Source organism: Pseudomonas cichorii, assembly GCF_018343775.1.
Lineage (GTDB): Bacteria > Pseudomonadota > Gammaproteobacteria > Pseudomonadales > Pseudomonadaceae > Aquipseudomonas > Aquipseudomonas cichorii.
This window is the reverse complement of the sequence record NZ_CP074349.1, coordinates 209,857-229,782: the sequence shown is the minus strand read 5'-3', so window position 1 is coordinate 229,782 and position 19,926 is coordinate 209,857. Positions and strand designations below refer to the sequence as shown.

The 19,926-nt window shown below is 58.8% G+C and carries 22 protein-coding genes; 9 read left to right on the top strand and 13 right to left on the bottom strand.

Annotated elements, in window-relative coordinates:
- Nucleotides 1-301 precede the first annotated feature (301 nt).
- From KGD89_RS01105 to KGD89_RS01090, 4 genes are read left to right on the top strand one after another with little or no spacing between them, the layout of a single operon-like run.
- Nucleotides 302-1,696, top strand: coding sequence for a COG3014 family protein (locus tag KGD89_RS01105; protein ID WP_025257985.1), 1,395 nt, complete (start codon nt 302-304; stop codon nt 1,694-1,696).
- Between the two features lie 13 nt (nt 1,697-1,709).
- The gene (locus tag KGD89_RS01100; protein WP_025257984.1) at nt 1,710-2,081 is read left to right on the top strand and encodes a YcfL family protein; all 372 of its coding nucleotides are present in this window, start codon (nt 1,710-1,712) and stop codon (nt 2,079-2,081) included.
- 38 nt (nt 2,082-2,119) lie between these two features.
- On the top strand, nt 2,120-2,707 hold the full coding sequence (gene lpoB, locus KGD89_RS01095; protein WP_025257983.1) for a penicillin-binding protein activator LpoB: 588 nt from the start codon (nt 2,120-2,122) through the stop codon (nt 2,705-2,707).
- Nucleotides 2,708-2,710: 3 nt separating this feature from the next.
- Nucleotides 2,711-3,448 carry a hypothetical protein gene (locus tag KGD89_RS01090; protein ID WP_025257982.1) on the top strand — a complete coding sequence of 246 codons (738 nt, stop codon included), beginning with the start codon at nt 2,711-2,713 and terminating at the stop codon, nt 3,446-3,448.
- Between the two features lie 70 nt (nt 3,449-3,518).
- On the opposite strand, the gene rhtB is transcribed toward KGD89_RS01090, so the two are convergent.
- The 3 genes from rhtB to KGD89_RS01075 form a co-directional block, all read right to left on the bottom strand.
- On the bottom strand, nt 3,519-4,151 hold the full coding sequence (gene rhtB / locus KGD89_RS01085) for a homoserine/homoserine lactone efflux protein (protein WP_025257981.1): 633 nt from the start codon (nt 4,149-4,151) through the stop codon (nt 3,519-3,521).
- A gap of 66 nt (nt 4,152-4,217) precedes the next feature.
- Nucleotides 4,218-4,811, bottom strand: a complete 594-nt coding sequence (locus KGD89_RS01080) for a mechanosensitive ion channel family protein (RefSeq protein ID WP_025257980.1) — start codon at nt 4,809-4,811, stop codon at nt 4,218-4,220.
- 16 nt (nt 4,812-4,827) lie between these two features.
- The gene (locus KGD89_RS01075; protein WP_025257979.1) at nt 4,828-6,738 is read right to left on the bottom strand and encodes an ATP-binding cassette domain-containing protein; all 1,911 of its coding nucleotides are present in this window, start codon (nt 6,736-6,738) and stop codon (nt 4,828-4,830) included.
- Between the two features lie 46 nt (nt 6,739-6,784).
- On the opposite strand from KGD89_RS01075, the gene KGD89_RS01070 reads away from it, so the two are divergent.
- Nucleotides 6,785-7,249, top strand: coding sequence for a TIGR02444 family protein (locus KGD89_RS01070; RefSeq protein ID WP_025257978.1), 465 nt, complete (start codon nt 6,785-6,787; stop codon nt 7,247-7,249).
- Here the strand turns inward: KGD89_RS01070 and KGD89_RS01065 are convergent.
- Entirely contained in the window at nt 7,246-8,208 is a 963-nt protein-coding gene (locus tag KGD89_RS01065; protein ID WP_025257977.1) for an AlgP family protein, read from the bottom strand. The genes KGD89_RS01070 and KGD89_RS01065 overlap by 4 nt on opposite strands.
- Nucleotides 8,209-8,424: 216 nt before the next feature.
- Between KGD89_RS01065 and KGD89_RS01060 the strand changes: the two genes are divergently transcribed.
- Nucleotides 8,425-9,111 (top strand): FKBP-type peptidyl-prolyl cis-trans isomerase, encoded by a 687-nt coding sequence (locus KGD89_RS01060; RefSeq protein WP_213149631.1) that lies wholly within the window; start codon nt 8,425-8,427, stop codon nt 9,109-9,111.
- Nucleotides 9,112-9,170: 59 nt separating this feature from the next.
- Here KGD89_RS01060 and KGD89_RS01055 read toward each other — a convergent pair whose 3' ends face one another.
- The 8 genes from KGD89_RS01055 to KGD89_RS01020 all read right to left on the bottom strand — a co-directional run bounded on the left by KGD89_RS01055 (nt 9,171) and on the right by KGD89_RS01020 (nt 16,729).
- Complete coding sequence (locus tag KGD89_RS01055; protein WP_025257975.1) at nt 9,171-9,644, bottom strand: Rsd/AlgQ family anti-sigma factor; 474 nt, start codon at nt 9,642-9,644, stop codon at nt 9,171-9,173.
- Between the two features lie 173 nt (nt 9,645-9,817).
- Complete coding sequence (locus KGD89_RS01050; RefSeq protein ID WP_025257974.1) at nt 9,818-10,345, bottom strand: disulfide bond formation protein B; 528 nt, start codon at nt 10,343-10,345, stop codon at nt 9,818-9,820.
- 217 nt (nt 10,346-10,562) lie between these two features.
- A complete protein-coding gene (locus KGD89_RS01045; RefSeq protein ID WP_025257973.1) occupies nt 10,563-11,807 on the bottom strand; it encodes a heme biosynthesis protein HemY in 1,245 nt (414 codons plus the stop codon).
- A complete protein-coding gene (locus KGD89_RS01040; RefSeq protein WP_025257972.1) occupies nt 11,804-12,922 on the bottom strand; it encodes a uroporphyrinogen-III C-methyltransferase in 1,119 nt (372 codons plus the stop codon). Before KGD89_RS01040 ends, KGD89_RS01045 begins: the two co-directional genes overlap by 4 nt.
- Nucleotides 12,923-12,972: 50 nt before the next feature.
- Nucleotides 12,973-13,752 (bottom strand): uroporphyrinogen-III synthase, encoded by a 780-nt coding sequence (locus KGD89_RS01035; protein WP_025257971.1) that lies wholly within the window; start codon nt 13,750-13,752, stop codon nt 12,973-12,975.
- Nucleotides 13,749-14,690 (bottom strand): hydroxymethylbilane synthase, encoded by a 942-nt coding sequence (gene hemC, locus KGD89_RS01030; RefSeq protein WP_025257970.1) that lies wholly within the window; start codon nt 14,688-14,690, stop codon nt 13,749-13,751. Before hemC ends, KGD89_RS01035 begins: the two co-directional genes overlap by 4 nt.
- Nucleotides 14,691-14,918: 228 nt before the next feature.
- The gene (locus tag KGD89_RS01025) at nt 14,919-15,665 is read right to left on the bottom strand and encodes a LytR/AlgR family response regulator transcription factor (RefSeq protein ID WP_025257969.1); all 747 of its coding nucleotides are present in this window, start codon (nt 15,663-15,665) and stop codon (nt 14,919-14,921) included.
- Nucleotides 15,662-16,729, bottom strand: a complete 1,068-nt coding sequence (locus tag KGD89_RS01020; protein ID WP_095067338.1) for a sensor histidine kinase — start codon at nt 16,727-16,729, stop codon at nt 15,662-15,664. Before KGD89_RS01020 ends, KGD89_RS01025 begins: the two co-directional genes overlap by 4 nt.
- 147 nt (nt 16,730-16,876) lie before the next feature.
- On the opposite strand from KGD89_RS01020, the gene argH reads away from it, so the two are divergent.
- A complete protein-coding gene (argH, locus tag KGD89_RS01015; RefSeq protein ID WP_025257967.1) occupies nt 16,877-18,271 on the top strand; it encodes an argininosuccinate lyase in 1,395 nt (464 codons plus the stop codon).
- A 52-nt stretch (nt 18,272-18,323) separates the two neighbouring features.
- Here the strand turns inward: argH and KGD89_RS01010 are convergent, their stop codons facing one another.
- Entirely contained in the window at nt 18,324-18,998 is a 675-nt protein-coding gene (locus tag KGD89_RS01010; RefSeq protein ID WP_025257966.1) for a glutathione S-transferase family protein, read from the bottom strand.
- 178 nt (nt 18,999-19,176) lie between these two features.
- Between KGD89_RS01010 and KGD89_RS01005 the strand changes: the two genes are divergently transcribed.
- Together KGD89_RS01005 and KGD89_RS01000 are read left to right on the top strand one after the other, a co-directional pair.
- A complete protein-coding gene (locus tag KGD89_RS01005; protein ID WP_025257965.1) occupies nt 19,177-19,452 on the top strand; it encodes a hypothetical protein in 276 nt (91 codons plus the stop codon).
- A gap of 195 nt (nt 19,453-19,647) precedes the next feature.
- A complete protein-coding gene (locus KGD89_RS01000; protein ID WP_025257964.1) occupies nt 19,648-19,896 on the top strand; it encodes a TIGR02647 family protein in 249 nt (82 codons plus the stop codon).
- Nucleotides 19,897-19,926 lie beyond the last annotated feature (30 nt).

Below are 19,926 nucleotides of genomic sequence, written 5' to 3'. Positions count from 1 at the left end.
TTCCTTTCCATCTGCCTCGACTCAATACTCGACCCCGATATTTGTGACAAAACATTACTAAAAACCCGATACAGCGCGATTACGGCTCCGAAGGCCGTTCCCCTGCACGAATAGTGTCGATTGCAGACAGCCAAAAGCAATCGCGCCAAATAGCATCAAAATGCCATTGCCAGCCTGAAAACCCGACCTATAATCCCACGGCTTTTTCCAGCAGATGGAAGAGACACATACTCATGCAGCACTTTGCTGCTTGTCCAAATGGACTTACGTAGCCGCCTTCGGCTACAGAATGGAAATCACCATGCCCTCCCGTTTTCTGACCGCATCTGCGCTGGTCGCCTCTATTCTGCTGACAGGGTGCTCCGTCTTCCGTAGCTATGACTCCGAATTGAAGGAAACCAACCAGCAACTGGCCAGCGGCAATGTCGATGCCGCCCTCGGTACACTGGAAAAGAACAACACTGGCGAAAACAAAGACCTGCTCTATTACTTCGAGAAAGGCGAACTGCTGCGCTCCAAGGGTGATTTCGCCGGCAGTCAGGCGGCCTGGCGCACGGCCGATCAGGTGGTATTCAAGTGGGAAGAGGCAGTCAAGTTCGATACCGAAAAATACCTCGCCCAGTTCGGCAGCTTCCTGATCAACGACAAGGTGCGTCGCTACGAAGGCTATGACTATGAAAAAGTCATGCTGACCACCCAGATGGCACTCAATCTGCTGGGCCAGAACGATTTCGACGGTGCCCGTACCGAAATCAAGAAGACCCACGAACGTGAAGCCGTGATCGCCAACCTGCGCGACAAGGAATACTTCAAGAGCGAGCAGGAAGCCGAAAGCAAAGGCGTGAAAAACCAGTTCAAGGACCTCAAGGGCTACCCGGTCGAATCACTGGACGCGCCCGAGGTCGTTGGCCTGAAGAACAGCTACCAAAGTGCGTTCAGCCATTATCTGGCAGGTTTCGTCTACGAAGCCCTGGGAGAGAAAGACCTCGCCGCGCCGGGCTATCGCAAGGCCGCAGAACTGCGCCCCAACACTCCGTTGCTGGAAAAATCCCTGGCCGATCTCGACGCTGCTGCCAGCAAGGATGGCAGCAGCGAAGTACTGATCGTGGTCCAGAGCGGTTTTGCTCCGGCCCGTGATTCGGTAAATATCCCGCTGCCATTGCCGATCAGCGGAAATCTGGTCATCACACCGCTGTCATTCCCGGTGATCAAGCCGGATACCAGCACCCCGATCGTCAGCCAGATCACCCTGGACGGCCAGCCGCTCAACCTGACGCTGCTCAACAGCACCACTGACATGTCGCGCCGCGCCCTGCGCGACGACATGCCGGGCATCATCGTGCGCACCACGCTGCGCGCCATTACCCGTGGCGTTGCGCAGAAGCAGCTCAACGACGTCAACCCGCTGGCCGGTCTGGCAGTCGGTATCGCTTCGGCCATTACCGAAGGTGCCGACACCCGCACCTGGCGAACCCTGCCGGACAATACACTGGTGGCACGACTGCGTCTGACGCCGGGCATGCATCAGGTGGTATTGCCGGGCACGCTGGGCGGCACGCATGTGCAGGTCAAGGTCGATCAGCGCTATCAGGTCGTCACCCTGCGCGCCCTGGGCAATCAGGTATTCACCAATGGCCTCGCGGCACAGGTCACGCCCGTGAATGTCCCGCAAGCCCTTGCCGTCAAACAACCCTGAACGGAGATACCCCATGCGTATCAAGATTTTCGGCGCACTGGCGCTGGCCCTGCTCGCAGGCTGCGCAACCCCGCCACCTCCGGCTCCGGGCAGCGCGGCCAGTAAAGTGGTGGCGCTTGGCGACGTCAAAAACATCGAAGTCGGCGCCATGCGCGTGGCTCGGGAAAATGGCTTCCTGACCGTCAAAGCTCAGTTGACCAACACCAGCAGCCGCAACAAGACGATGTACTACCGCTTCGCGTGGCTGGGTAACGATGGTTTTCCTGTGGCAGACGAAGAAACCTGGAAAAGCCTGATGATCTATGGCTCGCAAAGCACCACGCTGCCGGCTATCGCACCCAATCCGCGGGCAACCGATTTCCGCCTTGAAATCAACACGCCTTGATCCACGCCCAGTTACGCTCACAGAAGAGTCCACACATGCTGTTTACACGTCTTTGCTCCATCGCCGCCCTCGCCCTGCTGACCAGCGGCTGCGCCAATAACTCTCCGGTTCTTGGCAGCAAGAACATCAGTTATGGCGATACCAAGGCAGTCGAAACGATTACCAACGAATTCGGCTCCACCGACCTGCAGATGATCGCCGAGAGCATGACCCGCTCACTGGCACAGTCCGGCATCCTGCAAGGCCGCCCGGTGGTTCAGGTCTACGATGTGAAGAACAAGACCAGCGAGTACATCGACACTCGCGAAATCACCACCACCATCAAGACCCAGTTGATGAAGAGCGGCGTAGCCCGTTTCGCCAGCGACAACACTGAAATGCAGAGCCAGGTCGACCAGCTCAAGTTGCAGAACCAGAGCGGTCTGTACAAGCAGAGCACTGTCGCCAAAACCGGCAACATGGTCGCCGCCAAATACCGCCTGGAAGGCTCGATCAGTTCCATCGTCAAGCGCAGTGAGGATTACAAGGACGTCTTCTACAAATTCAGCCTGCAACTGATCGATGTCGAAAGCGGCCTGGCAGAGTGGATGGACGAAAAAGAAATCCGCAAGACCACGGAGCGCTGAGTGATGCGTGCATGGATTGGCATTATCGGCATGGCCTGCGCCTTCTCGGTTCAGGCAGCCCCAAAGATCGCCGTGACAGGCATGGCCTATCAGGAACGTGTGGAGCAATACATCCACACCGTTTCGGCGAAAAGCGACATGCGAGCCAACTACTACAGCGAAAGCGGCTCGTCGAGCTATGAAGAATACGAGTCCCGTACCAGCTACATCGAACAGAGCGAGCTGCAGAAATTCAGTGGTGACATCAAGGGCGAGATCCTGAAGTCCGGGCTGTTCCAGCTGGTGCAGGGCACGCCTTACAAGACCGGCTCGAAAGAAGATGTCTACGACGTCATCGCACGCATCAAGAGCGGGCACTTCAAAGGTGCTGATTACGTATTGTTCGGCGCACTGTCGGACATCGACTTTCGCCAGGACGTGGGCGAAATTGCCAACACCAATAGCTACTCGGCCATTATGGGGCTGACGGTGGTCGGTGATTTCAGCCTGATCAACACCCGCACCTACGAAATCACCTCGGCCTTTACCGCCATGGGCGAAAGCCAGGACACCAAGCTGGTCAACAGCCGGGACGTAAAGATTTCCATGAACCGGGGTCGCGTGGTGCGCGATGCCTCAAAGTCGATCGGCGTCGACGTGGCGCGTCAGTTGCGTGAGCAATTGCGTGGGGAAGTGGAATACACCGGCCAGCCCATCCAGCAGAACTTGCCGAGAGACGAAGCGCCCCGGATTTTGCGCTAACGGTGGGGCACAGCGTCAAGCTTCAAGCTTTTGACTTGTAGCTTGAAGCTTACTGCTTATAACTTGCTGCTTATGCTGTTCCGCGATGCAGGGTGGCGAGGAAACCCGCCGCCCCTACAAACAGGCTGGCGAAGGTGCGGTTCAGGCGGCGTTGTTGTTTCGGCGTTTTCAACAGGCGCAGCACGCGGGACGCAAGCCCGGTGTAACCGGCCATGACCACCGAATCCACAACAACCATGGTCACCGCAATAATCACGTACTGAGCCAGCAGCGGTTGGGCGGGGTCGATAAACTGCGGCAGAATCGCCAGCATGAACACCAGCGCCTTGGGGTTGCTGATGTTGACCAGAAAGCCCCGCAATACCAGGCTCAGCGGCTTGCCGATGGGACGAGTCGCCGAGTCATCAGACAGATCCCCAGGCAGCGCCCGCCATTGCTTGATACCCAGGTAAACCAGGTAAGCCACGCCAAACCATTTGATCAGGTTGAATGCCAGCTCGGAGGCACTCAATACCGCGCCCAGGCCCGCCGCGACAATTGCGATCTGCGCCACCAGCGCGATCTGCAAACCCAGGGCATTCCAGTAGCCGCGCCAGAAACCGTATTGCAAACCACAGGACATCGACGCAATCGCGCCAGCCCCCGGAGACAGACTGATAATCCAGCAGGCGGCAAAAAAAGCCAGCCATGTTTCAAGCGCCATCAAACACCTCAAGTCCAGTAAAGCCCGATAGCTGCTAACTTAGTGCGTAATGCAATTGATGACTAATTATTTCTGCTCGCCCATCGGTTTCTCAATCATCACCTGCGGGACGATATCGCTGCCCCGCCAGCGGCGAACCGCTTTCTGGAAGAACTGACTGTTGGGCACTTGCACCAGCGCACCACCCGCCTCGGGCATTTCGATCAGGGTGGTGAACATCAGGTTGATGGCGACGACCCGGCCTTTGACGCCGGGCTTGTCGAGTGTTTCGACCAGCTCAACCACATCGCCGATGCGGAAAGGGCCGATGGTGAAGATCAGGATGGCGCAGAGCAGGTTGGACAGCACACTCCACATCGCGAAGAACGCAACGGCGGCTACCGCGACAAAGCCCGACAACGCAGTCCACAGTACCGTGGCAGAAACGCCGAGCCGACCCAGGACAACGACAAACGCGCTGCCCATGATCAACCAGCGCAAACCGCCACGCACCGGCACCAGCAGTTCCGGCGGCAGCGGATAACGCTCGCCCAGGCCCGTCAGAAAACGGCCGATTACCCGCTGCAATACGTAACCCGCCAGCAGAATCAACAGGATCTGCACGCCCAGCCAGAGCGGTTCGATCCAGTAGGCCGTCAGCGTCAACCCAAAAAAATCCATCAGCCCCTCACTTCAATTACGACAATGCTTCCAGTTCGGCCTGCATTGATTCCAGCAGCTCCAACGCCTCCATCCAGGCCTCTTCCAGCTCGGACTCCCGCGCCTTCAACCTGGCCTGTTCCGCCAGCAGATCGCGCAGCTTGTCCTTGTTGGCAGCCTCGTAGTTAGTACTGTCGGCCAGGGCCTCTTCTACCTTGGCCAGTTTTTCATGCAGGGTTCCCAGCTCACGCTCCAGCTTGTCGGCTTCGCGCTTGTGCGGAGCCAGTTGCTGACGCAAGGCTGCCGCCTGCTGACGCTGGGCTTTCTTGTCGGTCTTGTCGGCGTTGACCGGTGTGTTGCTGACCGGCACATTGCGCAAACGGTAATCAGCCAGCCAGCGCGTGTAGTCGTCCAGATCACCATCGAATTCCTGAACCCGGCCATCGGCGACCAGCAGGAAATCATCGGTGGTGCTCTTAAGCAAATGCCGATCGTGGGAAACCACCAGTACCGCGCCACTGAATTCCTGCAGGGCCATGGTCAGCGCCAGGCGCATTTCCAGGTCCAGGTGGTTGGTCGGTTCGTCGAGCAGCAACAGGTTGGGTTTTTCCCAGGCAATCAGGGCCAGTGCCAGACGCGCCTTTTCACCGCCGGAGAAATTCACCACCGGCTCATCCAGACGAGCACCACGGAAGTCGAAACCACCCAGGAAATCGCGCAGTGTCTGCTCACGCTCGGTAGGCGCAAGACGCTGCAGATGCAGCAAGGGGTTGGCCTTGGCATCCAGGGAGTCGAGCTGATGCTGGGCAAAATAGCCAACCGTGAGGTTTTCACCCCGTACCAGACGGCCGCCCAAAGGCTCAAGTTCGCCCGCGAGGTTTTTGATCAGGGTCGATTTACCCGCGCCGTTAGGCCCCAGCAGACCGATGCGCGCACCCGGCGTCAGTTGCAGTTTGACCTTCTCCAGGATGGTCTTTTCGCCATAGCCCAGACGTGCTTCGGACAGATCCAGCAACGGGCTGGAGATTTTGTCGGACTCACGGAAAACGAAGTTGAATGGCGAATCTACATGGGCAGCGGACAGCTCTTCCATGCGCTCAAGGGCCTTGATCCGGCTCTGTGCCTGACGGGCCTTGGTGGCCTGGGCCTTGAAGCGCGCAATGTATTTTTCCATGTGCGCACGTTGCGCCTGCTGCTTCTCGTAGGCCTGTTGCTGCTGGGCCAGACGTTCGGCACGGGCGCGCTCGAAGGCGCTGTAGCCACCGCGATAGAGGGTGATCTTGCGCTGCTCGACATGAGCGATGTGATCGACCACCGCATCCAGGAAGTCACGGTCGTGGGAAATCAGCAGCAAGGTGCCGGGATAGCTTTTGAGCCAGTCTTCCAGCCACAGAATGGCGTCCAGGTCCAAGTGGTTGGTCGGCTCATCGAGCAGCAACAGGTCCGAAGGACACATCAGGGCCTGAGCCAGGTTCAGGCGCATCCGCCAGCCACCGGAGAAACTGCCGACCTGACGTTCCATCTGCTCGTTGGTGAACCCCAGGCCCGCCAGCAGTTTGCGGGCGCGGGCATCAGCGGTATAACCATCGGCACTGTCGAGTTCGGCATGCAGCCTCGCCTGGGCGGCACCGTCCTGGGCTGCTTCAGCTTCAGCGAGCTGACGCTGAACCTCGCGCAGGCGAAGGTCGCCGTCCAGAACGTAGTCAACGCCCAGACGCTCAAGGGTATCGACCTCCTGGCGCATGTGGGCGATACGCCAATCGGCAGGCAGCAGGCAGTCGCCGGAGTCAGGCGTCAGTTCACCGCGCAGCAAGGCGAAGAGGCTGGATTTACCGGCGCCATTGGCACCGATCAGACCGGCTTTCTGGCCGGCGTGCAGGGTCAGCTCGGCGTCTTCTAGCAGACGTTGCGGACCACGCTGTAAGGTAAGGCTTTGAAGTCGAATCATAATGGCGGCGGAGTCTACCAGCTTCGTCTCAAACAGGTAGCTCACTATGCCTTCTGACCTTTGGAGTTTCACCCTCGATTTCTATGCCAGACCCGGCGTCGAAGAGGCCTGCCTGCGTCTGCAAACCAACGGGGCCAATGTGTGCATGGTGCTTCTGGGTGTCTGGCTGGGCAAACGCGGCGTGAAATGTGATACCCGGCGATTACAGGAAATCGGACAGTTGGCGATGCCATGGCACGACGACGTCGTGCGCCCTCTCAGGGAATTGCGCACGCAATGGCGTGACGCGGCACGACTCGACCCTGCATTGGGATCGTTGCGTGAACGAGTGAAAGCGCTGGAACTGGAAGCCGAGCAGCAGTTGCTCGCACGATTGCAGAAACTGACGCAGGACTGGTCAGTTGATGAAGCAGAGGACTTGCAGAGCTGGCTGAACGGACTGGCCGCAGAGGCCGCCGACAAGAACCGCGACGCGCTGCAGATGCTGCGCGTCGCGGCGGATCAGCCTTAGGACGCTGTGTTAGGCGTGACGCTATTGGCTGTCGATGGAGCAGTTGCAGCCGGTGCGGCTGGTGCAGCGGCTGGAGTAGCAGCCGCTGCTGGCGTGACCGGTTTGGCGACAGCCGGTTTTACCGCTGGCTTGGCAGCAGGTTTGGCTGCCGGTTTTGCGGCGGACCTGGCTGCTGGCTTGGCGACAGTTTTGGCAGGTGCTTTGGCCGCTGGTTTAGCAGCGCTGCCGGCAGCAGGTTTGGCCGCTGCCGGAGCTTTAGTTGCTGCTGGCTTGGCTGCGGGTTTGGCAACCGGCTTGGCAGTCGCTTTGGCGGCGGCAGGTTTGGCAGCAGCGGTTTTAGCCGCAGCTTTTACCGGAGCCTTGGCAGCAGGAGCCTTGGTCGCCGCAGGTTTGGCAGCAGCCGGAGCCTTCGCGGCTGTTGGCTTGGCGACCGGCTTGGCAGCAGATGCAGCCCTGGCAGCCGGTTTGGCTGGCGCCTTCGCGGCAGGTGCCTTGCTCACGCTTTTTGTAGCAACGGCTTTTGCAGCAGGAGCCTTGGCAGGTGCAGCTGGCTTGGCTGCGCGAGTGTCCAGAATCTTGCCGACGGCCTCTTTGACGCGACCAACGCCCTGGGCAAGCTTCAGGCTCTCTTGAGCATCGCGCTTGAGTTGCAGGATGTAGGTGCGGGTTTCGGTCTGGCGATCCTTGAGTGCGTCGAGCAAGTCTTCAAGTTCTGCAACGGCGTTCTTGGCCTTGGTCTGCGCCTTTGCCTTGCCGGCAGTCGCCGCGTCCTGCAGTTTGGTGCGGGACTTGTGCAGTTTTTCCTGCGCTTTACCACGTTGTTTTTCAAGCTTGGCGAGCAGTTTCTCGGCATCGGACAAGGCTTGGGAGCAGGCGTCTTCCAGATGTTCGAGCAAGCTGCCCGACAATTGTTGGAGCAGGTGCAATGGAGTGTTTACTGGCTTCTTTTTGGCCGACATGACTTACCTCCTGGCTGACGAAATTGCGGCCCATACTAGACCTCTGTCCGCAGTGCCGCTAGGGCATCTTGACAGCGCCGGACGCACCCTGTTGCATACGAGCACAAATCATTGATGCAACTGCTACAGGGGCAATACAAAATTCTCTTGCCAGGAGTCATCACCGCAAGCCCTCGCACTGGCATAATCGCTGACTTCCCGGGCCGGAGAGCATTCATGTCGCGCTACCTGTTAACGTCGTTGTTCCTCTTGATTCCTCTGGCGCATGCCGGTGAAACCGCACCGACACAGGACTCTCACGATCTCGCGTACAGCCTGGGTGCCAGCCTGGGTGCCAGCCTGGGTGAGCGCCTGCATCAAGAGGTCCCGGACCTTGACCTGAAGGCATTGGTAGAAGGCTTGAAGCAGGCTTACCAAGGCAAGCCGCTGGCGCTCAAGCAAGAACGCATCGACCAGATTCTCAGGGAGCATGACGCAGCCCTGGCGCAAGCCGAAGCCTCGGGCACCGACGCCCAGAGCGAGGCAGCGCTGACGGCAGAGCGTCGCTTCATGGACAGCGAGAAAGCCAAGCCCGGCGTGAAGACGCTGGCCGACGGCATTCTGATGACGGAGCTGGCTCCGGGCACCGGTCCCAAACCTGAAGCCAATGGCCGGGTCGAAGTACGCTATGTCGGACGCCTGCCCGACGGCACGATCTTCGATCAGAGCACTCAGCCGCAGTGGTTCCGACTCGACAGCGTGATCAGTGGCTGGACCACGGCCCTGCAAGGCATGCCGGTAGGCGCGAAGTGGCGTCTGGTGATTCCTTCCGCCCAGGCCTATGGCGCAGAAGGCGCAGGCGATCTGATCGATCCGTTCACGCCGCTGGTTTTTGAAATCGAGCTGGTCGCGGTCTCGCAGTAACCGACACCCTGAAATGCGAAAGGGTGCGAACGCACCCTTGGCAACACGACAAGAATGAATCAGGCCTGAGAAGCGGCCTCTTCCTTGTGGGAGTTGTGCAGGACTTCGATCAGGCAATCTTCCAGCTCGAAGCGCTCATGCAGCAGACCACCCAGCGTCTTGAACTCATTGGCAAACCCTGCGCCGTCGGAGCAATCGCCCTTTTCGCAGCGGTCGTTGAACGCCAGTGCAAGCTTGGTGATACCTTCCAGACGCGGATAAATCGTATCGGCCAGTTCAAGCCCGCGCTCATCGTTGAACGCCTGGGCTTCGCTGTTGAGCTGCTCATAGATTTCGAAATGGCCAGCCGAAACGTAATCGACCAGAATTTCACAAAACTTCAGCAGCGCACCACGATCCGCGGCCAGTTGCTCGGGCGTGTCGCCGAGAACGTCATAGGCTCGAATCAATTCATGACGGTCCTGTAGCCAGCGATCAATCAACAGATTGACGCCACCCCAGCGTTCCTGAGCATTGCGACAACTTTCCAGCATGATGTTCTCTCTTCCCTTAAGGGGCATGCGGTCCTGTGCTGGCCTTACAATATCGCAAGAACCGAGCCTGTAAAAGCGTCAGGACAGCATACTCCCAATGACGCGTGCGGCTCAGATTATGCCCGCACGACAAGGCCATCAAGGTACGCAGGAGAGAAAGTTCATACAAGCGTTTAATACCCTCCGTCAGTGTCGACGGACATCCAGCGATGTAACCCACTGAAAAGTGGGTACAACGCCAGCAGACACAGGATCACAAAAGCCAGCAGGCTCCACTCGGGAAGAGTGATATCGAACAATGACCAATTGATTTCGGCGCACACATAAGTACCGCTGTGCAAAGGCTCGCTACCGCTCTCCAGAGACAATGCATTGAGCAAATGCCGGTATTGAGTAACGACGGGCATCAACTCTTCGGCGGACGCAGTCTGCAGCCATATATGAAAACCCGCTACCAGAGCGCCCGGCAGCGCCAATGCCAGCAAGGCCACACAATAACGACGCCAGCCGGCCTCCTGGGGCGAATGAATGGCCGCCACCAGACAGAGCAGACCACACCCGATGACGAGTGCTCGCTGTATGAGGCAGAGGAGGCAGGGAACCAGGCCAAACGCATGCTGCAGATAAAGGGTAGCGCCGATGATCAGTCCACTTGCGATGAATGCCAGGAAGAACAAGGTACGCGTGCGGGCCAGATACATGGCAAATCCGTAACGAATGAGACGAGACAGTTACGGTAGAGGAAAGCACACAACGCTTTCAAGGCGACGAAGTACGGATGCTTCGCTGTTTGCAGGAGAAATAAAACACCAGATCAGGGAGATTTTTTACCGATTAACGTAGGAACAATCTAATCCCTGAACTGACGAGGAGTTGAAGGCGTGAAAGCCCTGAAAAAGGGCTTTCACGGCACCGGACTCAGGTACTGCTCAGCGCAGGAAGCGGACGAGCCAGAAAGCGTTCATCGAGCATCCCCAGGCCTTCCTGAAACAGCTGATTGCTGCGATCGGTCTCTCCCAGCCGGGACAGCAGGCGAGCCAGTTCGGCACAGGTTTCCGGGTTGCGCTGCAAACGCAGGCTGCTCTCCAGATAATCACGGGCCTTGCCCCACAGGCGAGCCTGCAGACAGATACGACCCAGGCTCAGCAACAGGCTCGGATCATCGGGATGATGCTTGAGCCAGGCTTCGGCAACCTGCAACTGCCTGGACTCATCGCTACCGCGCACCAGACCGTAAAGCCTGGCCAGATGGCTGTTGTAGTCCTTCTTGAGCGCTGTTCGCAGCACCTCTTCGGCCTGGGCTTCGGCCCCCAGACGACGCAACTGCTCGGCATAAGCCAGCACCAGTTGCGGCTCCTGTCGTTGTGCGGAGGTCAGGCCTTTCCAGGCTTTTTCCAGTGAAGGCAGGCCAGTCAGCTCGCCGTCACCTTCCTCGCGATACGCGGCCAGGGTGAGATTTTCACCCCAGGCGCGGCGCTCCAGCTCGGCCAGTTCCTTGGGCGGCAGCACCTTGTCCTTGCGCAGTTCGGGCAGCAGCCGGATCAGGTCGGACCAGTCGCCTCGCTGCTGATAAAGACGTTGCAACTGGCGCAGCACCTGCGGGTTGTGCGGATGGCGCTCATGCATGGCCTGCAAGGTGGTCAGCGCACCATCGGTATCGCCACGGTCCTGTTGCAGTTGCGCATGACTCAGGGCAATCGCCAGCTCCGCCTGGGGCTGACGTTCCAGGGCACGCTCCAGCAGGCTGTCACACTCGTCGTAGCGGCCCTGCTCGTTGGCAGCACGCGCAGCACCAAGGTAATACAGCAACGGCTGGGGATCGGACTCGGCGGCGCGATGCAGATGACGCTGCGCGCTGGACCAGCGACCTTCGGCAAGATCCATCTGCCCCTGCTCGATTGCCAACTGCACCCGACGGCGGCGATTACGGCGCGACCATGGATTGACCACACCACCGGATGTCGTGAGCAAGGTGATCAGAAGCCGGGCAACAAAGATCAGCAACAGAAGCGCCACGAACAGGCCAAGGGTTGCCCACAGGCTCGATTCATAGCGGAAGTTCTGATAGGCGATCAATACGTAGCCGGAGTGCTCGGCAATGGCGATACCAATCAGCGCTGCAACAGCAACGGCAATGAACAGCAGCAGGTAGACGCGCTTCATGGGCTGATCCCCCGAGCCTCGGCAGGCTGACCGGATGCATGACGACGTTCAAGGTAGGCCTGGACTGCACTCAAGCTCTGAGCCAGATCCGGCGTCACTACCGAAACAGGTTGTTTGATCAGGGTATCCAGACGCTCACCGATCACCTTGCTCTGCGGTTCATCCTGATTGAAGTTGCCCATCAGGACGCTCTTGGCTTCCAGCAGCGACTGGGTATAGACCTTCGGCTCGCCATTGAGCGCGGCCCATTGCGCCTGCTCGATTGCCAGGCTCAGGGCCAGACGGACCTGAGCAAGACTCTGGCCGGCCAGGACCGGTCGAATGTCCTTGTCGGCGTTGAAGTCGATGCGGAAGTAATGGGAAATGTGGCTCCACCAGCGGGACCAGTAACTGTCATCATTCTTGTCAGGAGTCACACCCAGGAGCGGCTCGCCTTTATCTTCGTACTCGGGCGCCAGCCTGTTGAGCTGAACGGACTGGTCACGCAGGGCAGCCAGTTGCAGGAACAAGCCGGTACGGTCCGGCTGCTCGATACTGCGTAGCGCTGCCAGGCTTTTGGCCAGTTGCTCGCGAGCGGCAAACGAGCCTGGGTCATCCTGTTCGCGCAGAATTTCATCGGCGCCCTGAACCAGCGCCTGGGCGCTGTTGATATCCTGCAAGGCCGACAGGCGCAGGCTGGCCAGACGCAGCAGATGCTCGGCCTCGGCCAGACGCCAGTCCTTGCGGCTTGCGCCGAGTACGGTTTCCAGACGCTGGCTCAGACGCTGCTGATCGCCCTGCAACTGGGCAACCAGACGACGGCTGTCTTCCAGTTGGTCGACCGGAGGAAATTGAGCAAGACGGGCACTCAGCTCCTGATCATTCTCGGTCAGGACCCGAGTCTGCTGGGCGATGCCTTCGACCTGCCCTCGCTGCTGCAAATGACCTTCCTGCAGCATGCGCAGTTGCCATACTCCCCAACCGGCGACGGCAACGCCTGCAACGGCAAGCAACAAGGCCAGGATCACCAAACCATTGCTGCGGTTACCGGTACGCACCGGGCGCACTGGATCAGGTGTGGATGTCGATGTTTTCAGCACCGATTCTTCATCTTTAGGCAAGGCTGTTTCGCTCACGTATCCATCCTTTGCATTTGGGCGTAGTTACATGAACGACAACTCGTCGCTCAGTACGCCTTGACGACAGGCTGAGGCTGATCCCGCAACGCGGCCAGCAACGCCGCAGCGTTCGCGCCACGACAATCAACCACGGTTTGAGCCCCGGCGGCACGTGCCATTTCGGCAACCCTGGGGCTCGGTACGAATAAAGGCAACCCGGCCAGTTTCGGCCAGGCATCACCTGCCAACTGAAGCAGATGTTCAAAACCCTGCCCACTGCTGACCACCAGCCCGTTCAAGCGTTCCGATTCGACGCGCTGTGAAAGGGTCGAGAGCGGATACTGAGGCAGAAAACGGCGGTACAGCGGCAAGTAGTCGACACTAACACCTTGCTCGCGCAGACGCTCTGCCAACAGCTCGCGTCCTTCATCCCCACGCATGATCAGCACCCGGCTGCCCGGTATGGAGATAGCGTCCTGCAATTCAGGCAGTTCAAGCAAGGCTTCGCTGTCATCACCCTGCTCGGGCCATTTAACACCGATCAGGCCGTAGTCGAGCAGAATCTGTCCGGTCGCCGCGCCTACGCTGAACCAGGGCTGGACAAAGGGTTGCGGCCAGATTTCATCCACCAGTTCCAGCCCAAGACGAGCCGCTGGCTTGCTGACCACAATGACCGTGCTGTAGAGAGGCAGATCGAAAATTTTCGAGCGGTCCTCGGGGGGGATGGGCAACGGCTCGATTTCAAGCAAAGGCAGACTGCTGCTGAACACGCCGTTATCGGCCAGCACCCTGGCCAGCGCTGCCGACTCTTCGGCGGGACGGGTCAGCAACAGACGCCAGGTACTCATTCGTCCCGAGCCTCGCCATAGACAGCCTTGAGAATCTGGCCTGCGCCCTGGGCCAGCAAGTCTTCGGCGACCTGCACACCCAGCGCCTGAGCCGATGTCTGCGGTGCGCGGGCCTCGGCATGCAGCAACAGACCGCCAGCCGGATCACCCACCAGCCCGCGCAGCCACACCTGATCGTCTTCCAGAACGGCGTAGCAGGCAATCGGCACCTGGCAGCCACCGTTGAGGTGTTTATTCAGCGCCCGCTCGGCAATCACGCGCACGGCCGTGTCGCCATGATGCAGCGGCGCAAGCAGTGCGTGAATTTCGGCATCGACGCTACGGCACTCGATCCCTACGGCGCCCTGGCCTCCGGCAGGCAGGCTGTCCTCGACGCTAATGGCCGAAGTGATGCGATCTTCAAAGCCCAGACGGATCAGGCCGGCGGCAGCAAGAATGATTGCGTCGTACTCACCGGCATCCAGTTTGGCCAGACGGGTGTTGACGTTGCCGCGCAGAAACCGGATTTCCAGGTCTGGACGACGTGTCAGCAGTTGAGCCTGACGTCGCAGGCTGGAAGTGCCCACGATGCTGCCAGCAGGAAGCTGCTCCAGACTGCTGAAGTTGTTGGAAACGAATGCATCACGCGGGTCTTCGCGCTCACAGATGCAGAACAGCCCAAGGCCTTCGGGGAAATCCATCGGCACGTCTTTCATGGAATGCACGGCGATATCGGCTTCGTTTTCCAGAAGCGCCGTTTCCAGCTCCTTGACGAACAAGCCCTTGCCGCCGATTTTCGACAGCGGCGAGTCGAGCAGTTTGTCGCCACGGCTGACCATGGGCACCAGCGTCACGATCAGGCCAGGATGAGCCTGTTCAAGCCTGGCTTTGACATATTCGGCCTGCCAGAGGGCCAGCGCACTTTTACGGGTGGCAATGCGGATTTCGCGAGAAGACATGGATCAATCCGTGCTTGATAAGTGCGACGGATAATAACAGCACAACCGGAACGACTTCAGCGCTGACTCAAAAAGTAAAATCGGCTTCATGACCCGGATCAACGAAATGACAGTGGCTAAGACTTCCCCCGCCCGAACCATGGGCCTCCACAACGGCAACGCTCTGTGGACAGAAACCGGCTCGACATCCTGCTGGACTTGCGGCGAGGGCAGCCACTTCTTCGTACCTTAAAGCTGTTGCATCATCTTGCGCACCCCGGCGACATGCCTACGGCTGACGATCAAGGCATCGCCATTGAGCCCCTTGAGGAACAACTGGAAATGCCCCAGCGGCGTGCGCTGCAAACGCTCGATCCGTTCCCGTGCCACCAGCGCATTGCGATGGATACGCACGAATCGGTCACCAAACTCGTCTTCCAGCGCCTTGAGCGGTTCATCCAGCAGCACTTCGCCGCCTTCATGGCGCAGGGTGACGTATTTGTGGTCGGCAATGAAAAAGATCACCTGATCCAGCGGGATCAGCTCAATGCCTTTACGGGTTCGCGCACTGATATGGCTGCGCGGACCGCTACCCGTTTCGGCAGCCGGACGGGTCATCGCGGCCAACTGCACGCGATTGGGGCGCTCGGCTTTTCTCAACGCCTCGACAAGATTCTCGGGGCGCACAGGTTTGACCAGATAACCGACGGCACTGACCTGAAAGGCGTCCAGTGCAAATTCGTCGTGCGCAGTACAAAAGACGACAGCGGGCGGAGTTTCACGCTCGCACAGTTTCGCCGCGACCTGAAGACCGTCGAGACCCGGCATGCGGATATCGAGCAGCACGACATCTGGCTTGAGGTTTTCAATCAGCGCCAAAGCTTCTTCGCCATTGGTAGCGCTGGGTTCAAGTACCCTGTAACCCTCGATTTCGCCGACCAATCGGCTCAATCGCTCGCGGGCCAGGGGTTCGTCATCAACGATCAGGACATTCATATTGCTCTGGCTTCCTGCGTGAGTCTCGCACAAGGATAGCGTAGACAGGTGTAGTGACGACCATCACGGCGCTCCACGCTCAGACTGGCGTGCGGGCCAAAAAGTGCCGTAATACGTGCACCTATATTCAACAGGGCCTGTTGAGTACCGTTGGAAGTCTGCCGTGTGGCAACTTCTTCATAGGGATTGCTGACACACAATATGAACTCTCCCCCTTCATAGTCTGCCTCGACTGTAACTATGCCCCCTTCGATGCGCGGAGCAATGCCATAGATCAAGGCGTTTTCCAGCAATGGCTGCAAGGTCAGCTGGGGAATGGGCAAATCATCAGGAATTGCGCTCACCCTCCAGTCCAACTGTAGACGCTCGCCGAGACGATATTGCTCAATCGATAAATATCGTTTCGCCAACGCCAGTTCTTCGTGCCAGGTCACCAGGCTTCCGGGCTTGGCCAGGCTGGCGCGAAACAGGTCCGACAGATCCAGTACGGCCTGCTCGGCCTTGACCGGATTGCTGGCCACCAGACTGGCAATGCTGTTGAGCGTGTTGAACAGAAAATGCGGACGAATCCTGGCCTGAAGCGATTCGATCCTGGCCTGCAATTCCCCCTGCTGCTGCTTTCGCCACTGACTCTGGAGATAAAAGTAGCGCAACATCAGCGCGGACATGATCAACGCGATCAACGAATAGCGGATATAGCGCTCGACCATGCTGCCCGGCGAAATCCTGCCGGTCAGTTGGCAGACATCCGTCACCGCCGTACACAACAAGGTTAGACCCACTACCAGCATGCAGCTGAGAATACCTGCAAGCCCCGGTGAAAGACGTGCCAGCCAGGGGCGAAGCCCACACAGCAGGGCCGCCGACAGCAGGACGATCCACTGCACGAACATCGACATCAGCGCCAGGCACACCCAATCGAACCCCTGGCTCATGGGTTCGAGCAGCACCATGACCAGCACCAGCAGTTCGGCCAGCACGATGAGCACCAGCAGCGTCTGCGGCAAGCATAGTTCAGGCAGGAAAAAATCCTTGCCGGGAGTCGTTCTGGAATCGGGTTTCATAGGTCCTCTCACATAGGCCCAGTCTCGTCCCTGGCATCGTCAGCGGCAAGCCATCCGAGAATAAAAAAGCAACAACCTGTTATCATCGCCGACGCCCTTGTGCCACGAAGCGGGCACGCCACTTTCAGCAGAGCAACGAGCGAATCCATGAGCACCGACAAGACCAACCAGTCCTGGGGCGGCCGTTTCAGTGAGCCCGTCGACGCCTTCGTCGCGCGCTTCACGGCCTCCGTCACCTTCGATCAACGCCTGTATCGTCACGACATCATGGGTTCTATCGCCCACGCTACGATGCTGGCTCAGGTCGGCGTCCTGACCGAAGCCGAGCGCGACACCATCATCGATGGCCTGAAAACCATCCAGAGCGAGATCGAAGCCGGCAGTTTCGAGTGGCGCGTCGACCTGGAAGACGTGCACATGAACATCGAAGCGCGTCTGACCGACCGCATCGGCATCACCGGCAAGAAGCTGCACACAGGCCGTAGCCGCAACGATCAGGTCGCCACCGATATCCGCCTGTGGCTGCGTGACGAAATCGACCTGATCCTCAGCGAAATCACGCGCCTGCAGAAAGGGCTGCTGGAGCAGGCCGAACGTGAAGCCGAAACCATCATGCCGGGTTTCACCCACCTGCAGACCGCCCAGCCAGTGACGTTCGGTCACCACATGCTGGCCTGGTTCGAAATGCTCAGCCGCGACTACGAGCGTCTGGTCGACTGCCGCAAGCGCCTGAACCGCATGCCGCTGGGCAGCGCCGCACTGGCAGGCACCACCTACCCGATCGACCGCGAGCTGACCTGCAAGCTGCTGGGTTTCGACGCCGTAGGCGGCAACTCCCTGGACGGCGTCTCGGATCGCGACTTCGCCATCGAGTTCTGCTCTGCCGCTTCGGTTGCCATGATGCACCTGTCGCGCTTCTCCGAAGAGCTGGTGCTCTGGACCAGCGCCCAGTTCCAGTTCATCGACCTTCCGGACCGCTTCTGCACGGGCAGTTCGATCATGCCGCAGAAGAAGAACCCGGACGTACCGGAACTGGTTCGTGGCAAGAGCGGCCGCGTGTTTGGTGCGCTGATGGGCTTGCTGACCCTGATGAAAGGCCAGCCACTGGCCTACAACAAGGACAACCAGGAAGACAAGGAGCCGCTGTTCGACGCAGCCGACACCTTGCGTGACTCGTTGCGCGCCTTTGCCGACATGATCCCGGCCATCAAGCCAAAGCACGCCATCATGCGTGAAGCGGCGCTGCGCGGTTTCTCCACCGCCACCGACCTGGCGGACTATCTGGTGCGCCGCGGCCTGCCATTCCGTGACTGCCACGAAATCGTCGGTCATGCCGTGAAATACGGCGTGGAAACCGGCAAGGATCTGGCGGAAATGAGTCTGGAAGAACTGCGTAAATTCAGCGATCAGATCGAGCAGGACGTATTTGCCGTACTGACCCTGGAAGGCTCGGTCAATGCCCGCAACCACATTGGCGGCACCGCTCCGGAGCAAGTCCGGGCAGCCGTGGTTCGTGGCAAGGCGCTGCTGGAAAACCGCTAAAACTGTCGCCGTCGCGGCCAGCCCACCTGGCCGCGACGGAGCAGAACCTTATCTACCCTGCCTTGCGCGCCACCGCCTGGACACGCGCCAGGAATGATGGCCATTCAGCTTCCCTGTCGGCCGCTACCTGCTGCACATTCGGATTGAGTGCCAGATGCTCAAGCAGAGCCCGCGCACCCGGCATGTCCCGCAACAGATCAAGACCGAACAGTTTCTCAGCGACTTGCTGGGCATGGTCGACGCTGTAAAGAAAATACAGATCCGCCAGAGTGAAGTTCTCGCCCGCCACATAGGGTGCAAAACGGGCACGCTGGGCCAAGGCCTGAAACCCCTTGAGCAAGTCCCGGCGAGCCTTGGCCTTGAGGTCCTCAGGAGTGGGCCGCCCACCGAAGATCGCTTCGACGTAACACAGCCGCGCTGGCAACTCGATATACAGTTCGATTTCCTTGGCGATGGTCCAGACCTGGGCGCGGGAGAATGGGTCCTCGGGAAGCAGTGCCCGACCGGGCTGGGTTTCCTCGATGTAACGCAGGATGACATCCGTCTCACTGATGAAACCCTGGTCGGTTTCCAGTATCGGCACCTTGCCTCGCGCACTGATCGCCAGAACCTCAGGATTCTGGCATCCATGCAGCGCAACCATTTCAAAGGGTAACTGCTTCTCCAGCAGCGCCAGCTTGACCATATTGAAATAATTGCTTGCGGCAAAACCATAAAGCTTCAGCACGTCGGCCTCCATGACCTTCAAGTTTTCGGTGGCGGTACTTTTATATACTTTTCCATAAATGTCAGTGGGTTAAGCGTCCCTCACACAACTTGAGGACCGTTCTGACAGGCAGGCTTCACTGATCCCGACACAGGCAAAAGAATCCAGTTAAACTGCCAGCCTTCACTGAGGATTTACCATGACCGACCCAATCGATAACGATGAAGAAGAGTTCACCGCATCGACCCTGATCGAAGCGATTGAAAACCAGATCGAGGCAGATAACCCGCCAGCCGCCAAGGCCACCTACAACAAGCTGACCCTGGTCGGTTATGAGCGTGAAGACATTCTTGAGCTGATGGCCCATGTACTGGCCATCGAGATTGACGCCATGCTCGAAGAAGACCGGCCATTCAATACCCAGTGGTATGAAACCGCCCTGCGCGCCTTGCCGGAACTGCCGCCCGAAGCCTGACTTGCGATATTCCGGCAAGAGATATGCTGCAAAGATTCCAGGCACTGGCTACACTGCAAAGGCCCCTCTGCCAATCAAACCATAGGGGCTTTCCTGCAAGCTGGCGTTAACGGTCATACAGAGCCGACGTGTCAAACAGCCTTGTCGATTCTGTAACCCTCACGATCCAGCCAACTATAAAAGTCTGGAGTCCTTATGTCGTATACCCCTGAGCTGGTTGCCGAACTGGAAATCCTTGCACTGTTCAATCTGGGTAACACCCAGGAAGGCCTCAAAGTCCACCATGTGGCCGCCCCGACAGCCATTGCGGCTGCAAAAAGACTTTTTGAAAAAGGCCTCACCACCCAAGTTGATGGTGGCTATCTGACTAGCCTCGGGCTTGAAGCCGCCGAGCATGCCCAATCGCTGCTGACCATCCTGAACGTCTCCGAAGAGGCCGCCTGAAAAGCCGCATCACTTTGTTGAAGGCCGCTT